General features: G+C 54.8%; 31 protein-coding genes. 19 read left to right on the top strand and 12 right to left on the bottom strand.

Annotated features, from left to right (window positions below; genetic code table 11):
- Positions 1–42: 42 nt before the first annotated feature.
- From BD01_RS05405 to BD01_RS05370, 8 genes are all read left to right on the top strand, one after another.
- On the top strand, positions 43–813 hold the full coding sequence (locus BD01_RS05405; RefSeq protein ID WP_042690829.1) for an SAM hydrolase/SAM-dependent halogenase family protein: 771 nt from the start codon (positions 43–45) through the stop codon (positions 811–813).
- A 44-nt stretch (positions 814–857) separates the two neighbouring features.
- Positions 858–1,058, top strand: coding sequence for a hypothetical protein (locus BD01_RS05400; protein ID WP_042690827.1), 201 nt, complete (start codon positions 858–860; stop codon positions 1,056–1,058).
- A complete protein-coding gene (locus BD01_RS05395; RefSeq protein WP_042690825.1) occupies positions 1,039–1,515 on the top strand; it encodes a type II toxin-antitoxin system VapC family toxin in 477 nt (158 codons plus the stop codon). The genes BD01_RS05400 and BD01_RS05395 overlap by 20 nt, the downstream gene beginning before the upstream one ends.
- A 13-nt stretch (positions 1,516–1,528) precedes the next feature.
- Entirely contained in the window at positions 1,529–2,095 is a 567-nt protein-coding gene (locus tag BD01_RS05390; protein WP_042690823.1) for a nicotinamide-nucleotide adenylyltransferase, read from the top strand.
- A 157-nt stretch (positions 2,096–2,252) separates the two neighbouring features.
- Positions 2,253–3,419 (top strand): MFS transporter, encoded by a 1,167-nt coding sequence (locus tag BD01_RS05385; protein ID WP_042690822.1) that lies wholly within the window; start codon positions 2,253–2,255, stop codon positions 3,417–3,419.
- Between the two features lie 22 nt (positions 3,420–3,441).
- A complete protein-coding gene (locus BD01_RS05380; protein ID WP_042690820.1) occupies positions 3,442–4,110 on the top strand; it encodes a hypothetical protein in 669 nt (222 codons plus the stop codon).
- A 9-nt stretch (positions 4,111–4,119) separates the two neighbouring features.
- Positions 4,120–5,007 (top strand): ABC transporter ATP-binding protein, encoded by an 888-nt coding sequence (locus tag BD01_RS05375; RefSeq protein WP_156927387.1) that lies wholly within the window; start codon positions 4,120–4,122, stop codon positions 5,005–5,007.
- A 6-nt stretch (positions 5,008–5,013) separates the two neighbouring features.
- Positions 5,014–5,763 (top strand): nucleotidyltransferase domain-containing protein, encoded by a 750-nt coding sequence (locus tag BD01_RS05370; protein WP_042690817.1) that lies wholly within the window; start codon positions 5,014–5,016, stop codon positions 5,761–5,763.
- Here the strand turns inward: BD01_RS05370 and BD01_RS05365 are convergent.
- From BD01_RS05365 to BD01_RS05355, 3 genes are read right to left on the bottom strand one after another with little or no spacing between them, the layout of a single operon-like run.
- Complete coding sequence (locus BD01_RS05365) at positions 5,726–6,100, bottom strand: toxin-antitoxin system TumE family protein (RefSeq protein ID WP_042690815.1); 375 nt, start codon at positions 6,098–6,100, stop codon at positions 5,726–5,728. The genes BD01_RS05370 and BD01_RS05365 overlap by 38 nt on opposite strands.
- A complete protein-coding gene (locus BD01_RS05360) occupies positions 6,075–6,347 on the bottom strand; it encodes a hypothetical protein (protein ID WP_014121649.1) in 273 nt (90 codons plus the stop codon). Before BD01_RS05360 ends, BD01_RS05365 begins: the two co-directional genes overlap by 26 nt.
- A 13-nt stretch (positions 6,348–6,360) precedes the next feature.
- A complete protein-coding gene (locus BD01_RS05355; protein WP_042690812.1) occupies positions 6,361–7,542 on the bottom strand; it encodes an MFS transporter in 1,182 nt (393 codons plus the stop codon).
- Between the two features lie 119 nt (positions 7,543–7,661).
- Between BD01_RS05355 and BD01_RS05350 the strand changes: the two genes are divergently transcribed.
- Positions 7,662–7,961 (top strand): ArsR/SmtB family transcription factor, encoded by a 300-nt coding sequence (locus BD01_RS05350; RefSeq protein ID WP_042690810.1) that lies wholly within the window; start codon positions 7,662–7,664, stop codon positions 7,959–7,961.
- On the top strand, positions 7,951–8,229 hold the full coding sequence (locus tag BD01_RS05345) for a hypothetical protein (RefSeq protein ID WP_042690808.1): 279 nt from the start codon (positions 7,951–7,953) through the stop codon (positions 8,227–8,229). The genes BD01_RS05350 and BD01_RS05345 overlap by 11 nt, the downstream gene beginning before the upstream one ends.
- A gap of 220 nt (positions 8,230–8,449) precedes the next feature.
- Here the strand turns inward: BD01_RS05345 and BD01_RS05340 are convergent, their stop codons facing one another.
- Positions 8,450–9,262: a GNAT family N-acetyltransferase gene (locus BD01_RS05340; RefSeq protein ID WP_042690807.1), complete on the bottom strand. Its 813-nt coding sequence runs from the start codon at positions 9,260–9,262 to the stop codon at positions 8,450–8,452.
- 60 nt (positions 9,263–9,322) lie between these two features.
- Between BD01_RS05340 and BD01_RS05335 the strand changes: the two genes are divergently transcribed.
- The 3 genes from BD01_RS05335 to BD01_RS05325 all read left to right on the top strand — a co-directional run bounded on the left by BD01_RS05335 (position 9,323) and on the right by BD01_RS05325 (position 10,830).
- Complete coding sequence (locus BD01_RS05335) at positions 9,323–9,823, top strand: hypothetical protein (protein WP_042690805.1); 501 nt, start codon at positions 9,323–9,325, stop codon at positions 9,821–9,823.
- Positions 9,824–9,884: 61 nt separating this feature from the next.
- Positions 9,885–10,331, top strand: coding sequence for a winged helix-turn-helix domain-containing protein (locus BD01_RS05330; protein ID WP_042690804.1), 447 nt, complete (start codon positions 9,885–9,887; stop codon positions 10,329–10,331).
- Position 10,332: 1 nt separating this feature from the next.
- On the top strand, positions 10,333–10,830 hold the full coding sequence (locus BD01_RS05325; RefSeq protein WP_042690803.1) for a hypothetical protein: 498 nt from the start codon (positions 10,333–10,335) through the stop codon (positions 10,828–10,830).
- Between the two features lie 183 nt (positions 10,831–11,013).
- On the opposite strand, the gene BD01_RS05315 is transcribed toward BD01_RS05325, so the two are convergent.
- The 4 genes from BD01_RS05315 to BD01_RS05300 all read right to left on the bottom strand — a co-directional run bounded on the left by BD01_RS05315 (position 11,014) and on the right by BD01_RS05300 (position 15,163).
- Positions 11,014–12,159, bottom strand: coding sequence for a gluzincin family metallopeptidase (locus tag BD01_RS05315; RefSeq protein WP_042690799.1), 1,146 nt, complete (start codon positions 12,157–12,159; stop codon positions 11,014–11,016).
- Positions 12,160–12,181: 22 nt separating this feature from the next.
- The gene (locus BD01_RS05310) at positions 12,182–12,856 is read right to left on the bottom strand and encodes a hypothetical protein (RefSeq protein WP_042690797.1); all 675 of its coding nucleotides are present in this window, start codon (positions 12,854–12,856) and stop codon (positions 12,182–12,184) included.
- A 154-nt stretch (positions 12,857–13,010) separates the two neighbouring features.
- A complete protein-coding gene (locus BD01_RS05305; RefSeq protein ID WP_042690796.1) occupies positions 13,011–13,934 on the bottom strand; it encodes a hypothetical protein in 924 nt (307 codons plus the stop codon).
- A 20-nt stretch (positions 13,935–13,954) separates the two neighbouring features.
- A complete protein-coding gene (locus tag BD01_RS05300) occupies positions 13,955–15,163 on the bottom strand; it encodes an MFS transporter (protein ID WP_042690794.1) in 1,209 nt (402 codons plus the stop codon).
- 74 nt (positions 15,164–15,237) lie between these two features.
- Here BD01_RS05300 and BD01_RS05295 point away from each other — a divergent pair, with 74 nt between their 5' ends.
- Entirely contained in the window at positions 15,238–15,912 is a 675-nt protein-coding gene (locus BD01_RS05295; RefSeq protein WP_042690792.1) for a carbon-nitrogen hydrolase family protein, read from the top strand.
- A 25-nt stretch (positions 15,913–15,937) separates the two neighbouring features.
- On the opposite strand, the gene BD01_RS05290 is transcribed toward BD01_RS05295, so the two are convergent.
- Positions 15,938–16,687, bottom strand: a complete 750-nt coding sequence (locus tag BD01_RS05290) for a DUF2202 domain-containing protein (protein ID WP_042690791.1) — start codon at positions 16,685–16,687, stop codon at positions 15,938–15,940.
- Positions 16,688–16,849: 162 nt separating this feature from the next.
- Here BD01_RS05290 and BD01_RS05285 point away from each other — a divergent pair, with 162 nt between their 5' ends.
- On the top strand, positions 16,850–17,302 hold the full coding sequence (locus BD01_RS05285; protein WP_042690789.1) for a protein-tyrosine phosphatase family protein: 453 nt from the start codon (positions 16,850–16,852) through the stop codon (positions 17,300–17,302).
- On the opposite strand, the gene BD01_RS05280 is transcribed toward BD01_RS05285, so the two are convergent.
- On the bottom strand, positions 17,289–17,852 hold the full coding sequence (locus tag BD01_RS05280) for a nitroreductase family protein (RefSeq protein ID WP_042690787.1): 564 nt from the start codon (positions 17,850–17,852) through the stop codon (positions 17,289–17,291). The genes BD01_RS05285 and BD01_RS05280 overlap by 14 nt on opposite strands.
- Before the next feature lie 198 nt (positions 17,853–18,050).
- On the opposite strand from BD01_RS05280, the gene BD01_RS05275 reads away from it, so the two are divergent.
- Together BD01_RS05275 and BD01_RS11350 are read left to right on the top strand one after the other, a co-directional pair.
- Entirely contained in the window at positions 18,051–18,845 is a 795-nt protein-coding gene (locus BD01_RS05275) for a hypothetical protein (protein WP_042690785.1), read from the top strand.
- Positions 18,835–19,680: a hypothetical protein gene (locus BD01_RS11350; RefSeq protein ID WP_211233901.1), complete on the top strand. Its 846-nt coding sequence runs from the start codon at positions 18,835–18,837 to the stop codon at positions 19,678–19,680. Before BD01_RS05275 ends, BD01_RS11350 begins: the two co-directional genes overlap by 11 nt.
- A gap of 145 nt (positions 19,681–19,825) precedes the next feature.
- Here the strand turns inward: BD01_RS11350 and BD01_RS05265 are convergent, their stop codons facing one another.
- Positions 19,826–20,665, bottom strand: coding sequence for a hypothetical protein (locus BD01_RS05265; protein ID WP_042690783.1), 840 nt, complete (start codon positions 20,663–20,665; stop codon positions 19,826–19,828).
- A 144-nt stretch (positions 20,666–20,809) separates the two neighbouring features.
- Between BD01_RS05265 and BD01_RS05260 the strand changes: the two genes are divergently transcribed.
- A complete protein-coding gene (locus BD01_RS05260; protein WP_042690781.1) occupies positions 20,810–21,637 on the top strand; it encodes a hypothetical protein in 828 nt (275 codons plus the stop codon).
- Here BD01_RS05260 and BD01_RS05255 read toward each other — a convergent pair.
- A complete protein-coding gene (locus BD01_RS05255) occupies positions 21,634–22,383 on the bottom strand; it encodes an MBL fold metallo-hydrolase (protein ID WP_042690779.1) in 750 nt (249 codons plus the stop codon). The two genes, BD01_RS05260 and BD01_RS05255, sit on opposite strands and share 4 nt — an antisense overlap.
- Before the next feature lie 130 nt (positions 22,384–22,513).
- On the opposite strand from BD01_RS05255, the gene BD01_RS05250 reads away from it, so the two are divergent.
- Positions 22,514–24,148: a CGP-CTERM sorting domain-containing protein gene (locus BD01_RS05250; RefSeq protein WP_042690777.1), complete on the top strand. Its 1,635-nt coding sequence runs from the start codon at positions 22,514–22,516 to the stop codon at positions 24,146–24,148.
- Positions 24,149–24,175: the final 27 nt, after the last annotated feature.

Raw genomic sequence — 24,175 nt, 5'->3', positions numbered from 1 at the left:
CCTTTAAAGCCGAACCGTTAATTAAACTTTGGGTGGTTGGGAGTGATAACGCTAACAACGGACTTCGGGCTCAAGGGTCCCTACGTCGGCGAGATGAAGGTCGCGATGCTCCGCGTCAACCCGAACGCGAAGCTCGTTGACGTCACCCACGCGGTAACGAGGCACTCGATAATCGAGGGCTCCTTCGTCATGGAGCAGGTGGTCAAGTACTCGCCTCCCGGAACGGTTCACGTCGGCGTCATAGACCCCGGCGTCGGGACCGAGAGGAAGGCGGTAATCATCGAGGGCGACCAGTGGCTGGTCGTTCCGGACAACGGGCTGGCAACGCTTCCGCTCAAGCACATAAACCCGAGACGCGCCTGGGAGATAGACTTTGAGAGGATTAAGCGCTTCACCGGCTGGAGGATAAGCTCTACCTTCCACGGCAGGGACGTCTTTGGGCCGGCCGGCGCGCTCATCGAGAAAGGTATTCACCCTGCGGAGTTCGCGGAGGAGATTCCGCTCGATTCGATGGTTAAGCTCGACGTCGAGCCGAGAAGGGAAGGCGACCTCTGGTTGCTGAAGGTAATCTATGTGGACGACTTTGGCAACGTAATACTCAACCTTGAGAACTACGGAAGGCCGAAGGCGGTTGAATTACCCGACTTCGGGCTGAGGATTCCTTACCTCGACGCCTACGGCTACGTGAAGCCCGGAGAACTGCTTGCACTCCCAGGAAGCCACGACTACCTCGAGATTGCCGTCAACCAGGGGAGCGCGAGCGAGAGGCTCGGCCTGAATGTTGGAGATGACGTGAGGGTGAAGCTGGTTTAGAAAGTGTTTTGAGGAAAATAGTGTAATTAACTTAGGTGGGCGAAATGGGAGAGATAACCCTTCGGGTTCGCGTTCCAGACGGCATGGAGCGACTGTTTGAGCGGGAGATAAAGGCCTTGGTTAAGTCGTTTGAAGGCGGAAAGAAGGGACCGAGGGTTACCCTCGATGATGTGTTCGGCATCGTCAGGAGCGAGAAGAGTGCCAAGGAGCTGAGGTTGGAGGCCTATGAGGAGCTCTTTGGTTGATTCGTCGGTTATTATTGAGGTCTTAAAGGGCAATCCCGTTGCCAAGCAAGTGCTCCAGTCCATTGAAAACAACCCAAAGTTTACAAATCCAATAATTTTCAGCGAAGTCCTGTTTGTTTTTCTAAAACTCGTTACTGGCAAGAGCTACCTTACGCTAAGGGGCAATCCTGAGGAGATTGGAAAACACAGGGATAAGCTTGAGAAGGTATATCTCTACCTCAGGGACAATTTCTCGGAGCTTCCCCTCACTGAGGAGATAGAAGAAAAGGCCTTTGAGTTCGTTCTGAATTACGGCTTGCTCCCCAATGATGCCCTAATCCTTGCCACTGCGAAATTCTATGACCTAACTCTGGTTACCCTCGATTCCGACTTCCTCGATGCCGCCAAGAGTGAGGGAATAGAAATTGTCATAGGTGATTCGTTCGGCGAAACTGAACGGGTTGTTCAAAAAGGTTGAACGAGGTGGTTGCATGGTCAAACGCGGTCTCTTCGTCGGTCGTTTCCAGCCCGTCCACAACGGGCACATGAAAGCTTTGGAGTTCGTATTCTCGCAGGTTGACGAGGTCATTATCGGAATCGGGAGCGCCCAGGCAAGCCACACCCTAAAGAATCCCTTCACGACGAGCGAGAGGATGGAGATGCTGATAAGGGCCCTCGATGAAGCGGAGTTCCCAAAGAAGCGCTACTACCTGATTCCTCTCCCGGACATCAACTTCAACGCCATCTGGGCGACCTACGTGGTTAGTATGGTGCCCCGCTTCGACGTCGTCTTCACAGGGAACTCGCTCGTCGCCCAGCTCTTCCGCGAGAAGGGCTACGAGGTCATCGTTCAGCCGATGTTCAGGAAGGACATCCTCTCGGCAACGGAGATAAGGAAGCGCATGGTCGAGGGGAAGCCATGGGAGGATTTGGTGCCGAGGAGCGTCGCCGATTTCATTCGGGAAATCAAGGGCTGCGAGAGAATCAGAATGCTTGCGACCAACCTTGAGAAGAACGAGAAGGAGCTCCAGGCACCGATAAGGATTCCGGAGTTCTGACGGCATTTTCATTTTAACGTCCGGTTGTCAACCCATGTATCTAGAAAGTTTTAAATTCCGAGATTCTTTTTGGTTCTTGGATTTGTCTATTATCTGATGTGGGGGTGTTTCTATTCCCTTTCCTCCCCACCCTTCCAAATCGCTGAACTCAATCTCTATGAAAATGATTCTGGTTAGTGTTGTTATCTTTTACAGCAGAAACATCATAACGCCTGTTCTCACAGTTTACTTCAAGGATGCCCTTGGTCTGAGCTATTCACAGGTTGGCTACCTGTATTCGCTCTATCTTCTCGTCATGTTTGCAACCGACGTTTTTACAGGCGGAATTGCCGACAGGTACGGAAGAAGGAAAACCCTCGCCATCGGTCTGCTCCTTTACGGCCTCAGCATGGCACTCATAGGTGCTTTCCGTAACTTCTTCGTATGTGCTCCAGCCTATGCCCTTGCCGCTCTTGGTTCTTCCTTCATCTCGGGGACCCTTCAGGCTTGGTACTTCACAGAGGTCAAAACCCGGGGTTTGGAAAGGAATGAGACCAAGAAGGCCTACGGTTTGTTGAGGTCGATAAACAGTGCGAATTCACTCCTGATAGGTATTATCACTGCCACAATCGTTGCTCTCACAGGGATGAGGAGTGTTTTCTACGCCGCGGCCGTCCTGAACTTTCTCGGGGCCCTTCTTGCGGTTCTCCTTCTTAACGAAAACTACGGAGATAAGGGGAAGAGTATCCTGTCAATAGTTAGGGAGGGTATTTCCTTCATTATCCACACTCACATTCTGCGCTACCTTTTTATCGCGGATATGCTCTTTACACTTCCCCACTTACACTTCATATACGTGTGGCAACTATACTTTACCAACGTTCTTAACCTCAAAGTGGAAACTCTTGGCTTGCTCTACTCTCTGAAATCCGTGATGGGAATATTGGCAGGATTTCTGATTTTGTGGGTTGGAAAGGGTAAGAAGGAATCCCACGCTCCGCTGTTTAGGGTTTCTCTTTCATTGATGCTCCTCTCCTATCTGCTGTTCGCTGGAATGCACGCCAAAATTATAGGTGTCTTGGCACTGGCTCTATACTCCCTCGGAGAGACGATTTACTTCACCGGTTACACTCTCTTAATCAATGATGTCATTCCAAACGAGTACCGCAGTACAATAATCTCGACGAGGATGAGCGCCTCCGCTTTGGTTGGCGCCTTGTTCTACGCTCTAATTGGCAGATTGGTGAATTTTTCTGGACTCGTCGGAAGTTTTGCCCTTATGATACCTGTGTTTGCTCTCCTTGGCCTCATTTACATATGGGTTTTTAGAATGGTGAGCACCTAACTTAATATTCGGAGGCAAAGAAATGAAGCTAACACTCGCCCAGCTCCGCGAAGAAGTAAAGTACACCGCGAAGCACATAGGGCTTAATCTGATTTCCATCCCCTGGGTAACGGCGACAATCTACTGGCTGTCCAGCTGGTTTCCAGTTTCGAGCGGGACAATCGTCGGCCTTGCAAGCGTTTCACTCGCCATAATGTTCCCGCTCTTCTTCAGCGGGGCGGTTTTCCGGGAGAAGCTCCTTGGCATTCACGAGCTCCTTCTCTCGCTCCCGTTTCCTCCCACGCGCCTCATTCTACTCAAAACGCTTGCCGGGTTCGTCATTGAAGTGACTGGAATCCTCCTGGGAAGCTTCATTGGACTGTTTCTCGCCTGGCACAGCGGGGCTCACATTCCGTTGACCCTCATGCTCTCTGGCCTGCTGATTTCAATGCCCCTGCTCTTCACCTTCACTTTCTTCGTGATTCTAACGACGCTCCTCTTCCAGTCCGCGTGGTTCAGCGCCGTGAAAGTTGCCGTGGGTTTCGTGGCGTTCTTTGTTCCCCTCTACGTCCCGAAATACTTTGGAAACGTTCTGTCCTTGAAGCTCGCCCTCGTATTGTCCCTTGCCATTTCGGCTGGGATTTCAATTCCCTCACTCACAATCGTGAGGTCCCTGGGCGACCGCCTCGCTGAGAGGATGGTGCTCGTCTGAGGTGGTTCCATGATAGTCCTTGAGAACGTCCGGAAGGCCATAAGGGGAAAAGAAGTCCTCCGCGGGGTAAGCTTGACCGTAAAGCCGAGCGAAATCCACGCCTACCTCGGCCACAACGGGGCCGGCAAGACGACAACCTTTCGCCTTATTCTCGGTCTCCTCGTCCCCGACTCCGGCCGGATTGAGGTACTCGGAGTCAACCCGCTCAAGAACCCAGAGGTGAGGGCGAGAATTGGATACCTTCCGGAGTACGACCTCCTCTATCCAAACCTCACTGTCCTCGACAACCTCAGGCGCTACGCCCTGCTGAAGGGGGTTTACGACGAGGATGAGCTTGGAGAGCTCCTCGACTTCTTCGAACTTGAAGAATACGCGGACAAAAAGGTCTCCTCCCTCTCCAGTGGGACGCGGAGGAGGGTTGCGATAGCGCGGGCCTTTCTCGGGAGCCCCGAGGTTCTAATCCTCGACGAGCCGACGAGGGGCCTCGACCCCGAGTGGAGGCTGAGGTTCAAGCGGTTCCTGAGGGAGTACGCAAGGAAGAAGGATGCCTCCATCGTTTTCTCGACGCACATCCTCAGCGACGTCGATGAGGTCTGCGACACCGTGACGGTAATCCGCGAGGGTCGGGTTCTCTTCTCCGGAAGCCTGGGGGAGTTCAGGAAGAGTGCGCCGGCGGAAGAGGCCGTCCTCGTGAAGGTGGCCGATGTTGAGAGGGCCATCGCGGTTCTCCGGGAGAGGGGCTATTCCCCCGAGGTCGTGAATGGTTACATAGCCCTGAGGAACGTCGAGCCGTCGGAGGTGAACGCACTCCTTGTGAAAGCCGGCCTGAGGGTCGAGGAAATTAAAAGGACGGAGCCGAGCCTTGAGGAGGTCTACGCGAGGCTTTATGAGGGGTGATTTGCGGTGCGTCCCTGGGAAGTTGCCCTCGGAAAGTTCCTCAAGCCCTGGGAGGAAAGCGAGGTCGTCGAGGCCGCTATCCTCACGGGAAGCTACGCCCTCGGTCTTCAAACTCCCCGCTCGGACGTGGACGTTTACGTAATCCTCTCCGACGATGTGGACTGGCGGGAGAGGGGAAACGTTTTCGTGGACGGCTTTTTGATTGAGTACTTCGCGAACCCAGTGCGGGCCGTTAGGAGGTACTTCGAGGAGGAGCTGGTTCAAAACAGCAGGAGCACCGCGAGGATAATCCTAACCGGAAAAGTCCTCTTCGACAAGGCAGGTATTGTAGAGACCCTTCGAGCCGAGGCCGAGGAGTACATGAGGAAGCCGTTTCCAAAGCCGGACCCTCTGAAAGTCGAGCTGGCCAAGTACTTCCTCTGGGACGCTCTGGACAGTTTAAAGAACGCCGAGGAAAGGGGAAACCCAGACTACGCTTACCTCTATCACCTGACCCTGAAGAGGGCGCTTGAGTCCTACGCCCGATTTCTCGGGACTGAAATACCCCCTGCGGACAAAGTTTATCGGCTCTTCAGCGATAAGGCCTTCAGAAGGGCTTATCTCTTCCCGAATTTTCCGGATGATGAATTCGTTGCCCTCTTCCTCAGGGCCATGAAAGAAGTCAAAACCGAGAACGCCGAGGTGTTAGTAAACCACGTCCTTGAGAAGATGGGCGGTTTCAGCATAGATGGCTGGAGGCTGAGGACTGGGGTTTAATTTTCTCCTCAATAACTCTCAGGATGTCCTCAAGAGAGATTTCTTTTGAAGGCTGGACGTTGTCTTTTGAGCCGACGTGCTTGTGGTGGGGATAAGTCTCAACATCTTTGTGGTGTGGAGCGTTGTCCCAGCGGACTATAAGCTTTCCGTCCTTCTGCCATTGAAAAGAGTAGTTATACTCATCCTCCGATACGAATTCCCGGATGTAAAGAACGCTCCCATCTATTAGCTCTGCCCTGATTTTCAGGAAATAAAAGCTGTCCCCTTCTTTGTAGTCGAGGATTTCGTAGCTTTTGACTGCTGAGCTCTTCTCAAGCGATTCTAACTCTCTCAGCATGTTCAATCTCCTTTAGCCTCTTCTCCAGCTCCTCAAGCTTCTTGACATAGGCCTTCCACTCGATGTAGTCGTCCCAGGCCTCGAAGGATTCTTCCGAGTTCGTAAGTTTTCTCTCAAACTCCTTCAGCGTCATGCCGTATTTCTTCTCGAAGGCTCTCACTCTCTCACGTATGGGTGCCAGCTCGGAGATTACTCTTAGCCTCTCGTATGTCAACACGTCTCTCTTTGAAACCACAACCTCACTCATCCCTACCACGTTCCTAACTCGCGGTTCTTGAATAAATACCTTTCCTAGCCAGCCACCAGAACATCGCCCCCGCCAAAAGGAACAGCCCGAAGCTCACAGCGTAGGGCAGCGTTGGGTGAAGGCTTGCCAGCGCTCCCGCAACGAAGGGCGTAAAGAGGGCGAGGAGCTTCCGGTAGCTCGATATCGCCGAGTGAAACTCGCTGGCCTTCTCCTTTGGAATCAACTTGAACATCCAGGAGCGGTAGAAGGGGAACCAGAAAGTGCTCCCGAAGTCGCCGACCGCGTAGACGAGGAGGGCAAGCCAGAAGGGTGGCGAGAGGGCCATCACCAGCGCGTAGAATGCGTTAATCAGCATGCCAGCCCCTATCGCCTGGAATCCCTTCCCCTTCGGAACCCTCTCGCTCGCGTAGGTTCCTATTATCGAAGCCAGACTGCTCGCGCAGGCTATCAGCGTCACTTCGAACACGGTCTTGTGGAGCACGAAGACGACGTAGTTAATCAGCACGATTTCAGGAGCTAAAGACCAAGCGAGCGTCAGCAGGGCCTCGAAGGCGAGGAGAAGCTTGAACTCGCCGGCCTTGAAGGTGAAGCCCTCCGGTGTTATCCTCTCCTCCCGACCAACGGAAGGGAGGAACCGCCAGATGTACGCTACCGTGACGGCCGAGAAGAGGCCGAAGAGCAGAAACGCCCAACGGTAGCTCTCCGGCCCCGGATAAACGTAGCCGAGGATGTAGCCCATAATCGGGAAGGTGATAAGCCGAGATATCTCGGGCAAGCGGAGATGCCAGGCAAAGATTTCCTCGTACTTGTCCTCCGGGTAGATTACCTGCTCGTAGGCCCGGTAGAGCGGATAGAGAACCGTCGAGAGCTTCTCAATCGTTCTGCCGGCGAAGAGCATAATTGGAGCTATCGCACCCTTGGCAAGGCCGTACAAAACGTAGGCGATGCCGTCTAAAACGTCTATCGCGATGAGGCCCTTCTTGATGTCCCAGCGGTTGAAGAGCCGGCCGAAGAGGTAAGTTAGGGGAATCGCGATTATGTTGACCGCTGTGAAGAACGCCCCGACCTCTAAGATTGAGTAGCCGGTCTCCATGAGGTAGAGCGGGAAGAGTATCCAGACTATCAGGCCGGGAGCAATGAGCGTGTGGTAGAGCATGTAGGCTTTGGCATCCTTCGGAATCTCGCTCCAGCGCATTTGAAGCCCCGTTCAGATTACGCTCCAGATTTAAAGATTTTTCTCTTCCCTGTGGTTCGACTGGTCAGTGCCGAAACCTTTAAATGTAATCAAATGATTACATGTTAGTGAGTGATTACATGCGGCTGGAGGAGATAGCGAAGCTCCTTGACGGCCTTGGACACCCGCTCAGACTCAGGATAGTCGCCTTGCTCGCGGAAGAGGGAAGGCCAATGTACCTCAACGAGATAGCCCGCTCCCTGGGAGTAAGCAGGGGGCTGGCAAAGATACACCTGAAAAAGCTTGAAAAGGCCGGAATCGTGAAAAGCAGGCTTGTGATTGATGAGGAGAGGGGCAAGGCCCTTCGATTCTATGAGCTCCTTCCCTTTGAGCTTCACGTAAGTCCCGAGTCCATAAGGGGGTGGTTGGATGGGGAGTAGGACCATCTTCCTGGCGGGAATCTGGGCCTTCGCAATCGTCGTTTCCATAGGAATCCTCTGGGGAATGGAACTCACACCGGATGACGCGATTTTTGGCGTTGTGTTCGTCCTCCTGCTCTCGTCGGCCCTGTCCTGGGGAGTTGTTCGTACCATCCCGGAGGAGTCCCGGGACTCGTCTCAGCTGGCGAGGAAGCTTGAGGAGATTGAGAAGAGGCTCGGGGGAATTGAGGAGAAGGTGGAGAAGATAGAGAAGTTTATAGAAGAATGACCGTCCGCCCGTTTTCTTTTTACCGCAGGCATTTTACGTAAATCGGCGCCGGCTCGTTCCACTCGGGATATGGGTCTACTCCGTCCTTAAATCCCGTTCAATGGCCCTAAGGCCGGCCTCGTTGAACCACTCCGGAAGGCCCCGGGCTATCTGGAGGCAGCAGCTCTCTCATCCGCTCTGCTGAGAGGGCGAATATCATGATGGTCCCCCTGTTTTGCTCTCACGTGAGCTTCTTCCTGAAAACCAGAACGTTCGGCTCCTCAGTCCCGTCCCAGGGAAGGAGTCCGAGTCTCTTGAGCCCGGGCAGGAGCGGTTTGACCCCGCTCGGGAGCATAACATCAAATCTCTCCTTCCCCCTCTCGCGGGCCACCCATGCCATAGCAGGAAGCATCGCCTTGAGCGTGGCCAGGCCGACGTCGAGGGGCGTGAACATCGCTCCTTTCCTTGAGACGAGGAAGTGGAAGCCGTTGAAGTCGTAAATGTAGGCGTTTTCCCGAATCCAGTCTAAAGCCTCCTCGCTCCTCCTCACGAAGCGCCAACCTACAGGAATGAGGCCGAGCGTCAGGTCGCTCAGCTCTGGCTCGATTTGCTCGGGCTCTTCCGGCTGGAAGTCCCCGGTTTTCGCCCCGAAAACGAAGAACTTCGCTTTGACGTGGAAGCCTGTCTTTTCGGCCATCGAGATGCTCTCGCGGTTGAGGAAGTAGGTTGCGAACTCAAGGGCCTCAATCCTGCCTTCCCTCGCGAGTCTCTCACCGAGCTGGAGCATGAAGTCGTGGAGCTTCCGCCCAAAGCCTCTGCCCCGGTAGTCGGGATGAACCCTCAATCCTTCGAGCCAGCCGACCTTTCCGGGCAGAATGGTTAGCTTTGTCGTTCCGACGACCTTTCCGTCAACCTCGAGGGCGTAAAAACCTCCGTCCTCAAGCCACTCGTCGAAGACCCGCGCTAGATAATCCTCGCCGTCCCAGGTCAGCCTCGCTATCTCCTCGATGAAGGGCCTATCTTCCGGCCTTGCCTCGCGTATGAGCATGAACATCACCGCCCTAAGTTGGGGAAACCTTTTAAGGGCCTTTCCCAATTACGCTGGGTGGTGTTAATGAATCGCCTCATCGCAATCATCGTTGCCCTGCTCGTCCTCTCGGCTTCCCTTGGCTACGCCTACCACGAGAAGAGCGCTAAGGTTGATGACGCCAGGGCTGGCCTAATGGCCGTCTCCAACACCGCCCTCTTCTGTCTGTCGGACCTGGGTGCCCTCGAAACGATGCTCGAAAACAACGCGAGCGAGGAACTCGTTAGGGAGAGGGTTGGAAGGTACGCCTTCTGCTCCCTCATGCTCAGTGAAGCTTCCTCGTCCCTTTACGAGGCCACCGGGGAGGAAATTTACTGGAACGTTCACGTTGCAGCCTCAAACCTAGCCGACTTCTTCAACCACGCTAAGAACAGCGAAGACCCGAGAAAACCCGTGGCCGAGAACCTAGACGTCCTCCTGCAGATTGACCGCGAGGTTTCGGGGATGTACCGGGAGTGGACAAGGGGCAACGTCACAAAAAGCATGGCTTCCCAGCTCCTCAACCTGACGGAAGGCCTCTCGTGGTGAGCCATTAAACTGCTCACCACTGACCGGAAACGCTAAAGGACTGACCACCCAATCATTAACCATGCCCGATGAGGAACTCGCTAGGGAAGTACAGGAGCTCAGGAAGGCGCTCGAAGAGCTCAGGGAGAGCTTTGCCCTCGTTTCCCAGCTGGCGCAGGCTTATCTTCGCCTTATCAACCTCTACGCCCAGTACGGCGGGCTGGGAATAGAGGTGGCCGTTCCAGAGGTTACCGACCCCATATCGAGGGAAATCGTCCGGATTCTCTTCGACCTCAAGCGGGCGAACGTGAGCGAGATAGCGCGGGAGCTGAAGGGCAGGCGCGGAAAGGCCTCGCGGAACACCGTGAGGACCAAGCTGAAGGAGCTTAAGGAGATGGGAATCGTCGTTGAGGTTCCCGGCGAGAGGGGAAAGACCTACGCCCTCTCAAAAAAGGTGGTCAAAAAGTGGCTCAAAATAATCGGAATCCCGATTAACTTTGACCGGGCTAATGATTATCGAGGTGGTTGATATGGTGAACGGGAAGGTTGGAGCACCGGAGAAGCTGGAGGAACTCCTCGACGAGCTGGTCGAGGGGATAAGGAACGCAAAAACTGAGGAGGAGGTCGAGCTTCTCAAAAAGAAGGCCGAGATAGTGGAAGACCTAATCCAGACCTACGAGGGCGACAAGGATTTGGAGAAGATACCCCTCCTCATGGAGAAGGTTGGCGACATGGTGGAGGACATCCTCCAGCCGCTGAAAGAGCTCCTCAACGAGCTCTACAGCCCGGAGAGGGTTCAGGCAATGGGTAGGAGCGTGGCGGAGTTCTACAAGAACCTCGTCGAGGCGGGCATGGACAAGGAAGCGGCGCTTGAGCTCACCAAGGAGTACATGGACTCGATAAACCCCGGCAAGAAGCTCATGGAGATGCTAGGCGGCCTTATAAAGGGACATGGCGGAAGGTTCCAGGTTCCGGGCTTTCCTCAGGGGTTTGGAGGGGATAAAAAGACCGACGGGGGTAGCGAATGAACCCTCTTTCCTTTCTCCGCTTTTTTCTCCGCCTTCCATCGCTCGCGTTTAAAATCGCCGGGCTAGTGAGGATAACCAACCGGGCGAGGCGGAGCTTTAAGCGTATTCTCAGGGCTGAGGGCCTTCCCGAGGATGTGGTTGATGAGCTTGGAGAGCATTTCTCCCCACAGCTCCCGTCTCTTTTCAAACGGTAACCTCAATGCCCGCGACCTCTTTCACGATTCTCCTGAACCTCTCGAAGCCCACTTTCTCCTCTTTTAGGAGCCTCCTTAGGACATCGTAGAACGCATCACCTGCCCGCCGGTGGAGCTCGTACAGAATCAGCGCGCCCTTCGTGTAGGAGAGCTCCCAGAGGCCGAGCCTCCCCCACTCCGATGGTCTGAGCTTCTCCGCCTCTGGAAAGCGCCTAACGATGACCTCGTAGTCCCTTTTCAGGCCTTCAATGAAGCTGTTGAACGCTTCCTCGCCGTGTATCTCCCTAATCGCCAGCGCCGCCAGGTAGTTGGCGAAGGCCTCATCGAAGAACCTGCTTAGGTGTGCATCGGGCGTTGCCCTCAGGTTCCAGAGGTGGGCGAGCTCATGGTAGAGGTTCGCAGGTATCTCGGCCCTGAGCGAGCTTCCGGAGACGAGCGCGTAGCCCTTCCCGGCCTGCCCGCCGTAGTCCTCCGGCGTCTCGATGACGGTGAACTTTCCCGCTCTGTGCCCTAAGATGGACGAATAAAACCCGTATGCCTTCCCAAGCAGTTTGAGCGTTCTTTCAATTCCTTCCTCGCTGAGAACGAAAAGCCTGAAGGGCTCCTCTTCAATCACTGTGAAGGGCGCTATGGCAATGTCGAGCCTGTTTGTGCCCTCGATTCTCAGCCGGTTCCCGCATATTTCTCCACCAAAAGCGACCACCAACCCCTCTGGAACGCCCTCAACCGTTATTTCCGCGTTAAATTCGGGGCCCACGACCGACTTGATGATGCTTTCAAAGTCCGGCTCCGACGGGATTGGATAAAAGAGCGAGTCCGTTCTGAGTAGGGTGTACCCCCGGCTTATGGAGTCCTTGAGGTAGGGGAGGACGCTTTCATAGCTCTCAAGCCTTCCCAAATAGTTAAGCTCGACTTCCTCGAGCGGTTCTTTAAGCCGAACGACGCTGGTCTTAAAGGCCTCAAAGCCCCCCAGACCCTCCAAGCGCCATGAAAACGGGACGCTCGCGGAGTCCGCTTTCAGGCCCCTGTTGAGGAGGAAGGTTCCCGCTTTTCCGGCCAGCTTTAACTTCGCCTCTGCTTCCAGCGCTCCCTTTTTGAAGTCAAGGTTTAAGTGAAGGTTTAGGCGGTTAATCACCGCACTCCCCCCGGTTATCGTTTCACAGGGCCATCGTAACCAGCCATATGAAAATTGGAACCTTAAGGCTCCTCGTTTTTAGGGCTAGTCCGTAGGTCAGCAGGGCGAAGAGCATCATGTACACTCCAAGCAGGAAGGCCTGAATAGGTGGGACGATTATGATGTTGAGAACGTGGGCAAAGCCCCAGAGGAACGTTGGCAGTAAAACCGCTGGCCTTTTACCGCCAATCTTCAATGCCCCAACGTAGAGAAGGTTTACCATCATGATTTCAATGACGTAATAGACATACTCTGAGGCCAACGACAGGACGGCAAGCCATTCGTTTGGGGAGATGCGAAGGTGATAGTGGAACTCACGGATAATCTGAAAGGAGTAACTTCCTCCAAAATACGCTATCTCAACGGCGAGGAACAGCAGGACAACCGCGGTCGAGTAGGCGAGTTCTTTTCTTCCGAATTTTCCGCTTGTTAAGTCCCTGAAATTCAGGCCCAGCCATTTGAGTGTTAGAATTCCCGCCAAAAGCTTCAGAAGGTTTATCGTCCATACCTTGGCAAGGTAAACGTAAGCGGTTTTTGAAATCCACGAGCCGGTTGCACCTTTAAAAGCCATGCCGATTACAATTTCAAGCCCCCAGTTGATGCAGAGGAACCAGACGAGCGCGAAGAGAGTCAGCTGTTTGGTCTTTTCTCTTAACATCCCACTCCCCAAAACCTAATAAAAATAAAAACCCTTTATAAGCGTTTACTCCATGAGGGAGTTTTAAGCGTTTTTCATGACGTTGGTTTCAGTGGTACTTGTGAACCCGCTCTCGGTCTTCACTTTGGCTTTGTCTATGCTGGAATAAAGGCTATTAGGAGGAGAGGCGGGCGATGACCATCTCCCAATCCTCCGTCACGCCCGCGACAATTCCCTCCCCTAAAACCTCTACCCAGCCGTTCTCCCAGAGCTTCCGAACCTTGGGCTCCCTTCCCTCGGATATTTCAACGACGACCGCGTTCCCTTCGAGCTCGCCGCCAACGAGGAGCTTATTTTTGAGGGGCAGAAGCGAGGTCGCGCTACCCTTCCCGAGCTCAACATCCCTTTTACCAATCCTGAGCCAGAAATTCTCCCCGCGGTAGCCGGCCAGGACGAGTTCTCCGTTCCAGAGGCAGGCCGTCAGCGCTATCCCCTCCGCAAGGGCTTCCTCGCCACGAAGCTCGCCGTTTTCATCGAAGTCAAAGGCCCTGACCTCCCAGCGCCTATCTTTGACGCTCCCGATGAGCTTTAGGCCGTTTCCCGATGGGAGAAGGACCGTGAAGAGGATGTCGTCCCAGCTTCCAAAATCCTTCAGCCAGAGGAGCTCACCTTCCGGGGAGACCTTCCCCACGAAGAAGCCCCTGTTTCCTGGCCTCCCGGTTTCGTCCGCTATGATGATTCCATCCCCCGCGGGCAGGATTGAGTGAACGGCCCCGTTGCTTCTAACGTCGAGCTTCAGCTCCCAGAGAACGTTTAAGTTCTCATCAAGTCTCGCGAGGTATGCCTTCCAGCCCTCACCGCCATCGGGCGTTGCAATTCCCTCAACCGCCCCACCGATGAGGTAGCCGTCGTCGAGCTTAACTCCGCTGTGTCCTTCCCAGTCGTTCTCCCCCGCCAAAAAGCGGGTCTCTATTATCTCTTCGCCATCAAGCCTCGCGAGCATGATTCTGTAGTGCTTCCCGTCGTGGACGCTCCCGACGAGCAAGTCGCCGGCGAGGGCGACAGGAACGGTCTCGGTGCCGAAGGAGTATGTTCTCATTTTACAAGCCTCCCGTTCCTTCAATGTTCCCGTTTAATGTGTCCCACTTTAAGAACTTCCCCCAAAGGTCCCAGAACTTCAAGCACCTTCACGAGAAGGCCGAGCGCGAGAAGGCCGAGTGCAAAGACCAGCCTCGCCTTCGCAAGCCCGAGGGCGTTCACGGCGAAGCCGTAAACCGTGTAGAAGCTCCCCATGGTCAGAGCCGAGACCATCGAATCGGCCGAGAGTATCGTCGCCCTCTTCTCGCTCGGGAGCCTGTGTTGAAGCTCTATCGCAATGTTGAACTGAAAGGCCGTTGAGACGACCGTTGCGACGACGCCGAGGAGCACAATCCAGAGCGGGTTTTTGTAGAGGACCGATAAAATCGTCAGGATTGGGACGAGAACCGGGGCGACCGAATAGAGCCTGAGGCTCCACGAGTCCCGTATTCTAATCCCAATGAACTTCGGGAGGGTTCTCACGGTGACCTCGGCTATTCCAAGGAGTCCGAGGGTTCCTGTTAGGGTCGTGCCGAGGTAGATGGCCAAAACCCTGCCGAGGTACGGCTCGAAGAACTTCCTGAACTGGTTGGTCTCCAGCGAGACGAGGATTGAAACGGCAACGAGCGGGAAGATTCTTCCGCTGAAAAGCTCCCTGAAGGCTCCAAGGGTGTGCTTTCCGTAGCTCTCCTTAACCGGCTCGAAGCCGTACTCCGGAATTGAGAGCGCGAGAATTATCATCGCAACCTCGATGATGAAAGAGAGAACCAGCGGAAGGGTGAATCCGTAGAGCTGGGCGAGGAAGGCGCCTATTACGAGCGTCAGCGCCGAGACGGGAATCGTCAGGCTCTTGGTGCCCTTCATGAACTCCCGGAACTCCCTCTCCCTGCCGAGGTGCCTCATTGTGTCGAAGAGCCACGCCTGCAGGCTCCCGCTGACGAAGGTAACGCTCAGGGCCGTCAGAAGGGCGTAGAGGAGGAGCATTGCAAAGCCGTTGAGGAATATCAGAACGAGGGTGGCGATGGCGTTCAGCGTCAGCCCGATTAGAACGCTCAGCTTCCTGCTTACCCGGTCTCCAACTATGCCCGTGGGCACCTCGAGGAGGACTATTCCCCACGCTGTAAGGGCTGTGGCGAGTCCTATCTGGGCGTAGCTCAGCCCCTTGGAGAGGTAGTAGATGACCACGAGGTTCCCAAGGAAGCCTGTGTGCATCAGCACCATCAGGAGGCGGTAGCGGTTGAGCAGGTTCATATGTACCTAACATCCAACACCTTCCGTTCTCAAAAAATTTATGTCGGTAAAGGACTACAACCCGCGGTGGGAGAATGAGGGTAGCGCTAATCCCTATGCGCGTTGAAACTGGAAACTTTGAGGCCAACTGGAGGGAGTTCGAGAAACGCTTTCGAGAGGTGCTTAAACACGGGCCCGACTTCCTCGTCTTTCCCGAATACTGCCTGACCGGCTTTGAGGAGTGGGACTTCAGCGGGGCGGGGCTTTATAACGAGATAGTCGAGAAAGTTAGCGCGCTCGCCCGGAAGGTCGGGGTTTACGTCGTCTTCGGCCTCCTTGAGCCGTACAGGGACTGCGTCTACAACTCGGCCCTCCTCATCGGGCGCAACGGTGAGGTTCTCCTCAAGCACAGGAAGTTCCAGGAGCCGATGAAGTTCTGCACAGGCAACACCGTAAGGACCGCCGGAACGGAGTTCGGAAAGGTGGCGGTAATCATCTGCGGCGACCTCTACAACAAGAGGATAGCGAAGTGGGTTAAGCGGAAGAGGCCGGACTACCTGTTCGTGCCGATGGAGTACTCGCCTGACTACGGGGAGCTTAACAATGAAGACGTTGGGGCGATGGCTGAGCGGGCAAAGTTGCTTGGCGTTAGAACCTTCATCGTCAACAGCTACCCTCCGGGAGGTGCGTGGGTCTTCGATAGGAACGGTGGGCTCTTGGCTTCAGCTGCGGGGGACGATGTCCTTATCTTCGATGCTGTCGAAGTGTAAAGCAGAAAAAGGATTGGGCGGGGAATCACGGCCCGTTGCCCTTTCCTCCAGTTTCCAGTGAGCTGTTGATGATTTCCTCGAACTCGTCCTTGGGCAGAACCTGCGGTTCGTAGGTTACGCCCCTGCTCTCGAGCTGGCTCACGAAGGAGCGGAGGTGGTTCCTGCTTCCCTTCATCAGGTTCTCGTAAACGGTTATGATGTCCAGCTTGTCTGTCAGCGCAAGCCACTCCTCAAGGTCCTTTATGTCGGTTTCCTCTATCAGTGCCCCGACCTTCAGCGCGTCGATTTCGCTCTTTGAGCCCATCTCAATGAGCTGGTCGTAGAGCTTTTGAAGTTCCTCGTTCTGGAACTCCCCAACGCCCTCGTTCTGGGTCGGGTCGGTCAGGTTGTACTTCTCAAGGAGCAGCCTGACGGCGTTAACGTGGGTGCTCTCGCTCTCGGCGATGTTCTTGAATATTGGCAGGCCCCACTTCTCGTAGAGCTTGGTGTACACATCGTGGGCGAGCTTCTCCTCCTCAACCATGTAGAGCAGGCCCTTCTTCTCTTCTGGGGTCAGTTCTCCCGCGGGCAGGGAGTCTATGTAAGACTTGAGGTCGGCGGTGTTGATGTTGCCGTTTTCGTTGACTGTAACGGGTATCTGGTCGGACTCGGTTGGTGATGCCGTAGGGGACGAAGACGATGATGTGTTGCTGGTAGTTTCACTGCTTATGCATCCTGCCCCGAGGACGCTCATGGCCACTATGCCCAGCAGTAGCAGGGCAAGAATCCTTCTCATGGTTCGTTCACCTCTCCATATGCAACTTTGTTATTACATATGTCTCGCTATTTAAAAACCTTGTGGTTTCCCTATTCCACCCATACTAATTCGACGTTCGAATTTTTAACGGTTTTCCAAAAGCTTATCTACTTCGTTGCATAGTTTTCAGCGGTGGTTCGGATGAGGTATCCTGCAACTTTTATTGACAAAAACGTTGCATTCGGTCCCCTGCCCCCGAAGGAAAGCTTGAATGAGCTGTCGCAGGTCTTTAACTCTGTGGTCGTTCTCGTTGAGGACTTCGAGCTCCCGTATTCGCTTGATGAGTGGGAAAAGAGGGGGGTCGAGGTATTTCACAGTCCAATTCCGGATTTCTCGGCGCCTTCACTCGAAGAACTGCTCAGTGTCCTCCAGTGGATTGAAGCGAAGGTTCTGGAAGGGAAGAAAGTTCTGATTCACTGCATCGGCGGTTGCGGGCGGAGCGGTACGGTAGCGGTCGCGTGGCTGATGTACTCCAAGCGTTTGCCCCTCAGGGAGGCCCTCTACCGCGTCAGGAGGCTCAGACCGTGCGCCGTCGAAACCGAGTCCCAGATTGAGCTTTTGCAGGAGCTGGAAAGGGCAATTAAAACCCGTTGAAACTCACGACCTCCTCAAGCTTTTTCCTCTCGTACTTCGGCTTCGGGTCCGCGGGGTAGCCGACGGGCAGAATCGTCTGGAGCTTGTAATCCTGCGGGACGTTCAGGAGCTCCTCGACCGGCTTCGGATTTGGTGGGGTGTATGTTACAGTCCCGAGGCCGAGCTCTTCGAGCGCGAGGAGTAGGTATCCTACGGCAATCCAGGTCGATTGGAGCCAGTACGGCGCTCTGGTGTGGCCGAAGACGAGAATCAGATATGGTGCCTCGCTGAGGAACGGCTTCTCCGGTTTGAAGCCCTTGGCGTTGAGCCACGCCATCAGGTCGCCCTTCGTCCTTGAGTAGAACTTCTCCTCTTCCCTCTCGCAGAGCTCCCGTATTTTCCCCTTCAGCCAGTCGTCGTCAATAACAACAAACCTCCAGGGCTGGGCGTTCATTCCGCTCGGCGCTTCCTTTGCAGCCTTTAGGGCCTTTAGGATGTCCTCCCTCGGCGGTTTATCCGGAAGAAAACTCCTCACGGTCTTCCTTCGCCTCGCCAGCTCAAGGACTCGCATGGCATCACCGGGATAAAATAGGGGTCGGCAGTTTTAGGGGTTTTGTATACCCAGACAGAAATTACACCCTGCCGTGGGAGACCTGTAAGGCTTGGCCAGCTTACCGCCCGGACCAATAGGGATGGGCAGGTTCCGTACGCTTCAGAATTTGACTGAAACCTTTTTACCTTCTTTCCGTTTATGAATCGGGGGAGTGACATGGGGACCACGTATTATACCCTCGCCGTGTTCGATAAACCGTGGGAGGAAGTACTTGAGAACCTCCCCCGCGAGTTCAGGTACACCCGCGAACTCGCGTACCAGCGGGAGGAAAGGGAGGAGCACCTGAAGTTCATCTTTGACATGAGGGGCTTTAGACTTGTTGCAGTGGGGGAACTACACTACGAGCTGAAAACCACCGAGGGGGACTCCCTTGACTGGCTTGAAGTTGAAACGTACTCGAAGGATAACATGACGCTCCTCCAGATTGGAGTCTCCACCGGCATGTGGATGTTCGTCCTGAGCCCTGAACTTATGAAGTTCCTCAGAAAGCTGATGAGGACTGGGGCGGTTCTCATCTGCGGTTACACGGACGACCACGACCTCAGAGATGCAGGCTTTGAAGAAGACAACCAGTTCCTCCTCTACGAATGGTTAGTCGAGACCGTGAAACGGGGAAAGCTTGAGGTTCTTCCATCTGGCCTTACCCTAGTGAAGAAAGAACTCCTCGACCTTGAGGACGGGCTCTATGAGTTACTTGAAAGGCCCTGGAGGGAAGAGGGGGAGTACGTGCTCATTAAAAGTCTGGACAGCTACAAACTGCTCGTTTCAATTAGGGAGAGTGATTTAACCGACGAGGAGTGCTATCGCGACCTCTTAGAGGACAAAGCATGGTTCAGTTTGAAACTCGTTGGACTTCCCCTTAAGCGCATTGGCCAGAAGGTCGGGAACGAAGAACTGCTTAAAAGGGCCGAAGAGTTCTTCAGGGCGCAGGTGATGGAGAATGGGCGTTGACCACTACGTTTATCTCTTCTTTGACAGGATGCTGGACGAAGTGCTTAACATCGTCAACAAGCTCGGCAGGGTAACCTTTAAACCCGTCGACTGGGAGTTTGAGGAGAAAATAAGGCAACGGCTCGTCCGGGAGTGGCACAGACACGGGATAAAAGTGCCCGAGCCGGTGAGGGTGTACTCGGGGGTGCTCTTCCCGAAGCGCTGCATCAAAACGATTGAGGGAAAGGAAATCCGTGATATGGACTTCTCGATTTACCGCGTTGGCTGGCTTTCGGTCCTTGAGCTTCACCCGAACCCGAGGAGCTGGTGGTGGGACGCCTACAGCCACGAGGTGATTGCGTTCCTGAGGCAGTTTTTCAAATGGGACGTCCTCCTGATTGCCGGCCTGAACGACTGGGCGGACCTCGAAGGGGCGCTCAGGCTCGACGATATGGAGCTCTTCGTTGCCAAGCTCGCCGAGTGGACGGCCCTCGGGAGCCTGCCCGTTGTTCCTTCCTCCCTTACGCTGGCTAAAGGGAACCTTCTGGACATCGGCTACGGCCTCTACAGGTTTTTCCTCCCTGAGAGGGAGCGCTACGGCTACGTTCTCGTGGAACCCCTCGATGGCTACACCGTCACGTGGGTTGCCGGAGCCGTGGACTTCCGCGACCCTGAGGAGGTCTGCGACGCCTTCGGTGAGGGGATGGGGCTCTCACTCGATTTAACGGGGGCTTCATTGCTTCCGCTGGAGGAGCTTGAGCCCGTCCACGATGATGAGCTGCTTTCCCTCGTCAGGAAAACCTTCCGCGCCCACGTCACCGGGAACTACGACCTCCTGCCCTGCGGGAAAAGATGATGTCCTTTTTGGGAAAAGGTAAGCAGCGGGAACTTCACCTCCCATCTACCCCACACGCAAGCGGCCAGCTCAAGTAACGGCCTGTAAAGCCCTATGAACATGCCATCTCAATTCGAGGTGCCTTCCCCTCGGCCTCATCGGGATTTTAATCGGCTTTCACTACCCGAACTCTCCGTCTCCCGGCGATACCCCTCAGCCACAGGTAGAGCACCGCCAGGGGATAGAGGGGTTTTGGAACCGCGTAAAAGATAACACCCTCGGGGGTTCTCCAGGGCAGGAGCCTGTAAAACCCCGGGTTGAGCCCCTTTGCTCGCAGGAGCTCCTTTTCGTACTTCAGGTGAACCTCGATGACTGTATCGAGGGCGTTCTCCGAGGCCTCGAGGCGTTTCCTCAGGGTCTCAACGAACTCCTCGCATGTTTCCGCGTTCTCGTCTTCGAAGAGAAAGTCCTCGAATACGAGCCGCCTCTCCCGCCATCTTATCCTTCTGCAGAGCTCTAGCATCAGGTCGTAGTATTCGAGGTCGTGAACCCTGTAGAGAACCCTTGAGAGCATGTAAGTTCTCCAGGAGCGTCCCCTAACTCGAAGGGCCCATCCGAACGCTTCAGAGAGAACCTTCCTCCTCTCTTCTTCGCCATCCAGACAGTCCAAAACTTTCAGCAGGACTTCGACCTTCTTCTCCGGTTCTGGAATGAGGTGAACTCTCCTCCACACTCTGCGGGCGCGCTCGGGTGTGCACTCCACCAGGTATTCCTCAAAAATCCGCTCGAGTCCCCATGAAATATCATCGGGGGCATCGATGAGTGATAGAACCGTATTGACTGCCCTGTCAAGCCCATCCCTCTGAAGGAAAGCGAGTGCAAGCTCCACAACGTTATGGGTGTAGTTGAGCAACTTCATTTCGTCAAGCCCCGCTCGGTTCACGCTCCGGAGCATTGTTTCCGCATCTTCGAGCCTTCCTGCGGTTATAATCTCCCCAACCCCCATCCCCGTCACCCGGATTTTGTGGATTCCCCGCAGTACTTTAAAAAGTGTTATTCGCACATAGCTCTGCGGTAGTTAATAATCTTTTGGTCGTGGTGTAAAGTCAGCGACCGCAAGCCCTTTATTCTCCTACCCCAAGTGCCTTTGATGACCCGGAAGCTCGCTCTACTCGCGCTCTTATTCATCCTCCTCGTTGCCATTCCCCTAATCGAGCCCCCGGCCCGAGCTCCTACCCCCGATGCCTCCGCGATGAGGGCCTTCCTCCAGTCCCAGTACGTCCCCGAAGCGGGCCTCCTGAGGGCTTCCGTGACCTCCTATCCGGATAACGAGACGATATGGCTCGCCAACGACAACATTCTGGCCGTTAGGGCGCTGAAACTCCTCAACTCAGACCTCGGGAGGAACGTGAGCCGCTCGCTCACGGCCTACGGCGTTTCCTACAACGGCAGGGTTGACCCCCTCCTCGGCAGACCGCTCGACGGCTTTTACTGCCCCGAAGTCAAAACGCTCGGCAGGGTTAATTCGAAGAGGTTCAACGTGACCTTCACGCTGAAGCTCGAAACCGCGAACCGCTCGTGCGTTATGCGCGACTGGCGCTCCTACGCCGATTTGGTCGTTTACGGTGCCTTGAGCGACCTCCTTCGGGGGAAGAGGGATGAAGCGTTTCACCTCTACTCCCGTCTGCTCTCCATGTGGGACGGCAGCGGTTTCAGGGACAGGGCCTTCTCCGGCGTCTACCAGTCCTACAAGTGCGCCCTTTTCGTCTACCTCTACCGGGCCCTTGGAGAACCGGGGGATGGAAGAAGCGTTTACCTATCCTGCTCCTGGATTCTGACGGCGCTCCAGTCGAAGGACGGCGGGATTGTGACGGGCTACGAGGTCAAAGATGGGAGGATAATTCCCGTCGGAGACCCGAACACCGAGACGACTTCCATGACTGCAATAGCCTTTCTCGGATTTCCGGAGGATGACTAAACGTAGAAAACCATGCCGTCGTAGGCAACTAAAACCCTGTTCCCCCACCTCTTCCGCACGTAGTCGGTTAGCTCAAGGAACGGCAGGTTCTTGTGGGAGATGTGGCTCAGAACGGTTCTCTCAGCTAATCTAAGCCCGAGTTCGGCCGCTTCGTCAACGTTGTTGTGGTAGGGGTCGTCGAGGCCCGGCGGATAGGTCGCATCTACAATCGCCAGCCTGAGCGGGGCCCTCTCTTCTAAAAACTCCCGCGTCTCCTCAGGAAGGCCCTTGGTGTCATAGAGCAGAGCCACGCCCTTTCCGTCCTCCTCGATGAGGTAGCCGAGGGTTTCAACGCCGTGGTTGAGCTTTAACGCAGTAATCCTCAGCGTGTCGAGCTCGACCGTTTCGAAGGGCCTGAGCGTTCTCGGGCGGAGGTTCTTCGGGTCCTGCAGAATTAGCGCGTCGGCGCTCCCCTCAGGCGCGTAGAGAACAGTTTCCCTCGCCATCCAGCGGAGCTTGTAGAGCCCGTAGATGTGGTCGTGGTGCCAGTGGGTCAGGAAGATGGCCTCCAGCGGGACGTTGAGAAAGTCCCTTATGTCTGTCCCGACGTCGAAGAGAACGGCCTTCCCCTTGCCAGTAATTACCGCGAGCGTTGAGGGCTTCCTCTGGGCGAAGCCGAACTTTCTCGCCTCGTTGCAGGTCGAGCAAGTGCAGAGATGAGCAGGAATCCCCTCGCTTCCGCCGGTGCCGATGAAGTAGACGAGCATAGCAACCACCTATTTTATGGTTGTAAAATAGGGTGCGCGCTTATAAAAGTTGTCCCCCTGAGCTAGTGGGGTTTCCACGGCGATGCCAATGTTTTTATACCGCTTGTTCCTTGTATTGGTGGTGAATGGCATGAAACGTTACATACCGATGATTTTACTGATGGTCCTAATCATCTCATTAAGCCTGCCATTCGTTCAGTCTCAGCCCTGCGTCATGGACCCGGTTCAGGTTCAGACCGACGTTTTCTCGAACGGCACGACGGCAGTGATAAGACTGGTAATCTACCCTTACACCATCCTCAACGGCCCCCTTGAGGACTGGGACGATTACCTGGCCAGAATCGAGTTCGAACCCGACTTGGTTAGGAGCACGCTTTACCTCTTGAACTCCAGCGGGTTCTACTACCTCAACGAGACAATTTTTCCAGCGGGGGTTCAGGTTGTTAATGCCACATTCTCCCGCGACTGGTATCTGTGGGGGCGCGACACCATACACGGCATTCTTTACGCCTACAGAGTCGACACGAATAAGATGTGCGCCGTTAGAGTTTCGGACGTTCCGGAATCCGGGAACCTTCTTCCCGTGCTTTCCCCGACCATAAAGAACGGGAGCGTGGAGTTCTCCGGCGGCGGCTTCTCGTTCTTGATTCCCAAAGACCTCCTCGACCGCTACGTCCTCGACTGGATTCAGCCTTACCTCCGGGCGGTGCCTGTGAGAAACGGTTACTTAATCTACCTGCCGGGCTGGTCGCTGATGGGATTTAACGGCACCTTCGTGTTCACGGCATCCTCTGGGAACCCCAACGAATTTGGCAACAGAACGATTCCTTACGAGAAGGTTCCGCCGATTGTAATATATTACTCTGGCTCGAACCTAACCCCTCTCGCGGTTAGTGTTCCTGAGGTTCCCTCGAGGGGGATTGAGCCGAAAAGCGTTCACATAGGTTTCTGCCATAGGGGAAGCTGGGAGAGGTTTCTTCCGAAGATTCCGACCAGCGAGAGCGAGGATGCGGTTATTGCTTCGAACATTTTCATAGGCTTCTTTAGCTCCAAAGGAGGGAGTTACGTAGAAGTTACAGAGGACCATTTCGTTAATCCGTATCCTCCCTCGCCAAGACCGACGTTAAAGGAGTATCTCTCCGGGCTTGTCTACAACACCACCGTTGACCGCTATTACCGCATTGAGGGAAACAATCTCGTTAGAGTGGAATGGGTGGAGCCGGGGAAGATGCAAGGGGTCTACTGGTTCGATGACTTTCTCAATAACGGCTCGGTTGCCTTCATAGAACCCCGGCCCAATCCGAGGAGGCTGTACCTGCCCCTGAAGACCCTCCTCAAGTTCGCGCCCAACCGGGAGCTTGTGAAATACCTCTACGTCATCCCCCTGAACGACGGATTCATAGTGTACTACTGCTGTCCCAGGGTCGTCTTCTTTAACGGCACCTACTACTTCTCCCCTCATTTCAGCGGTGACTACACCATGACCCTTCGCGAACTTCCACCTCTTATCGGCCATATCTCCAAAAACGGTACCGTTTATACCTATCCGCTTCTTCAGCCGAGGCTCGACGAAAAGGGCTGGCTTTACTACGTCTTCATGAGGGGAAGCGCGCCGATTCGGCCCGTTGAAGAAGCACCTTCAAACGTCTCGACGACCACGGGAAGCACAACAACCGCTACCAGCGAGCAGGTGAATGAAAAGCTCTGCGGGCCCGCCTTCATCGTCCTCCTAACGGTTCTGCCCCTGCTCCGCAAACGCCTTTAACCCCATTTCCAATTTTTTCCGATGCGA

Origin of the sequence: Thermococcus nautili (assembly GCF_000585495.1) — an archaeon.
GTDB lineage: Archaea > Methanobacteriota_B > Thermococci > Thermococcales > Thermococcaceae > Thermococcus > Thermococcus nautili.
The sequence above is the reverse complement of the archived record's forward strand: the minus strand, read 5'-3'. Positions and strand labels throughout refer to the sequence as shown.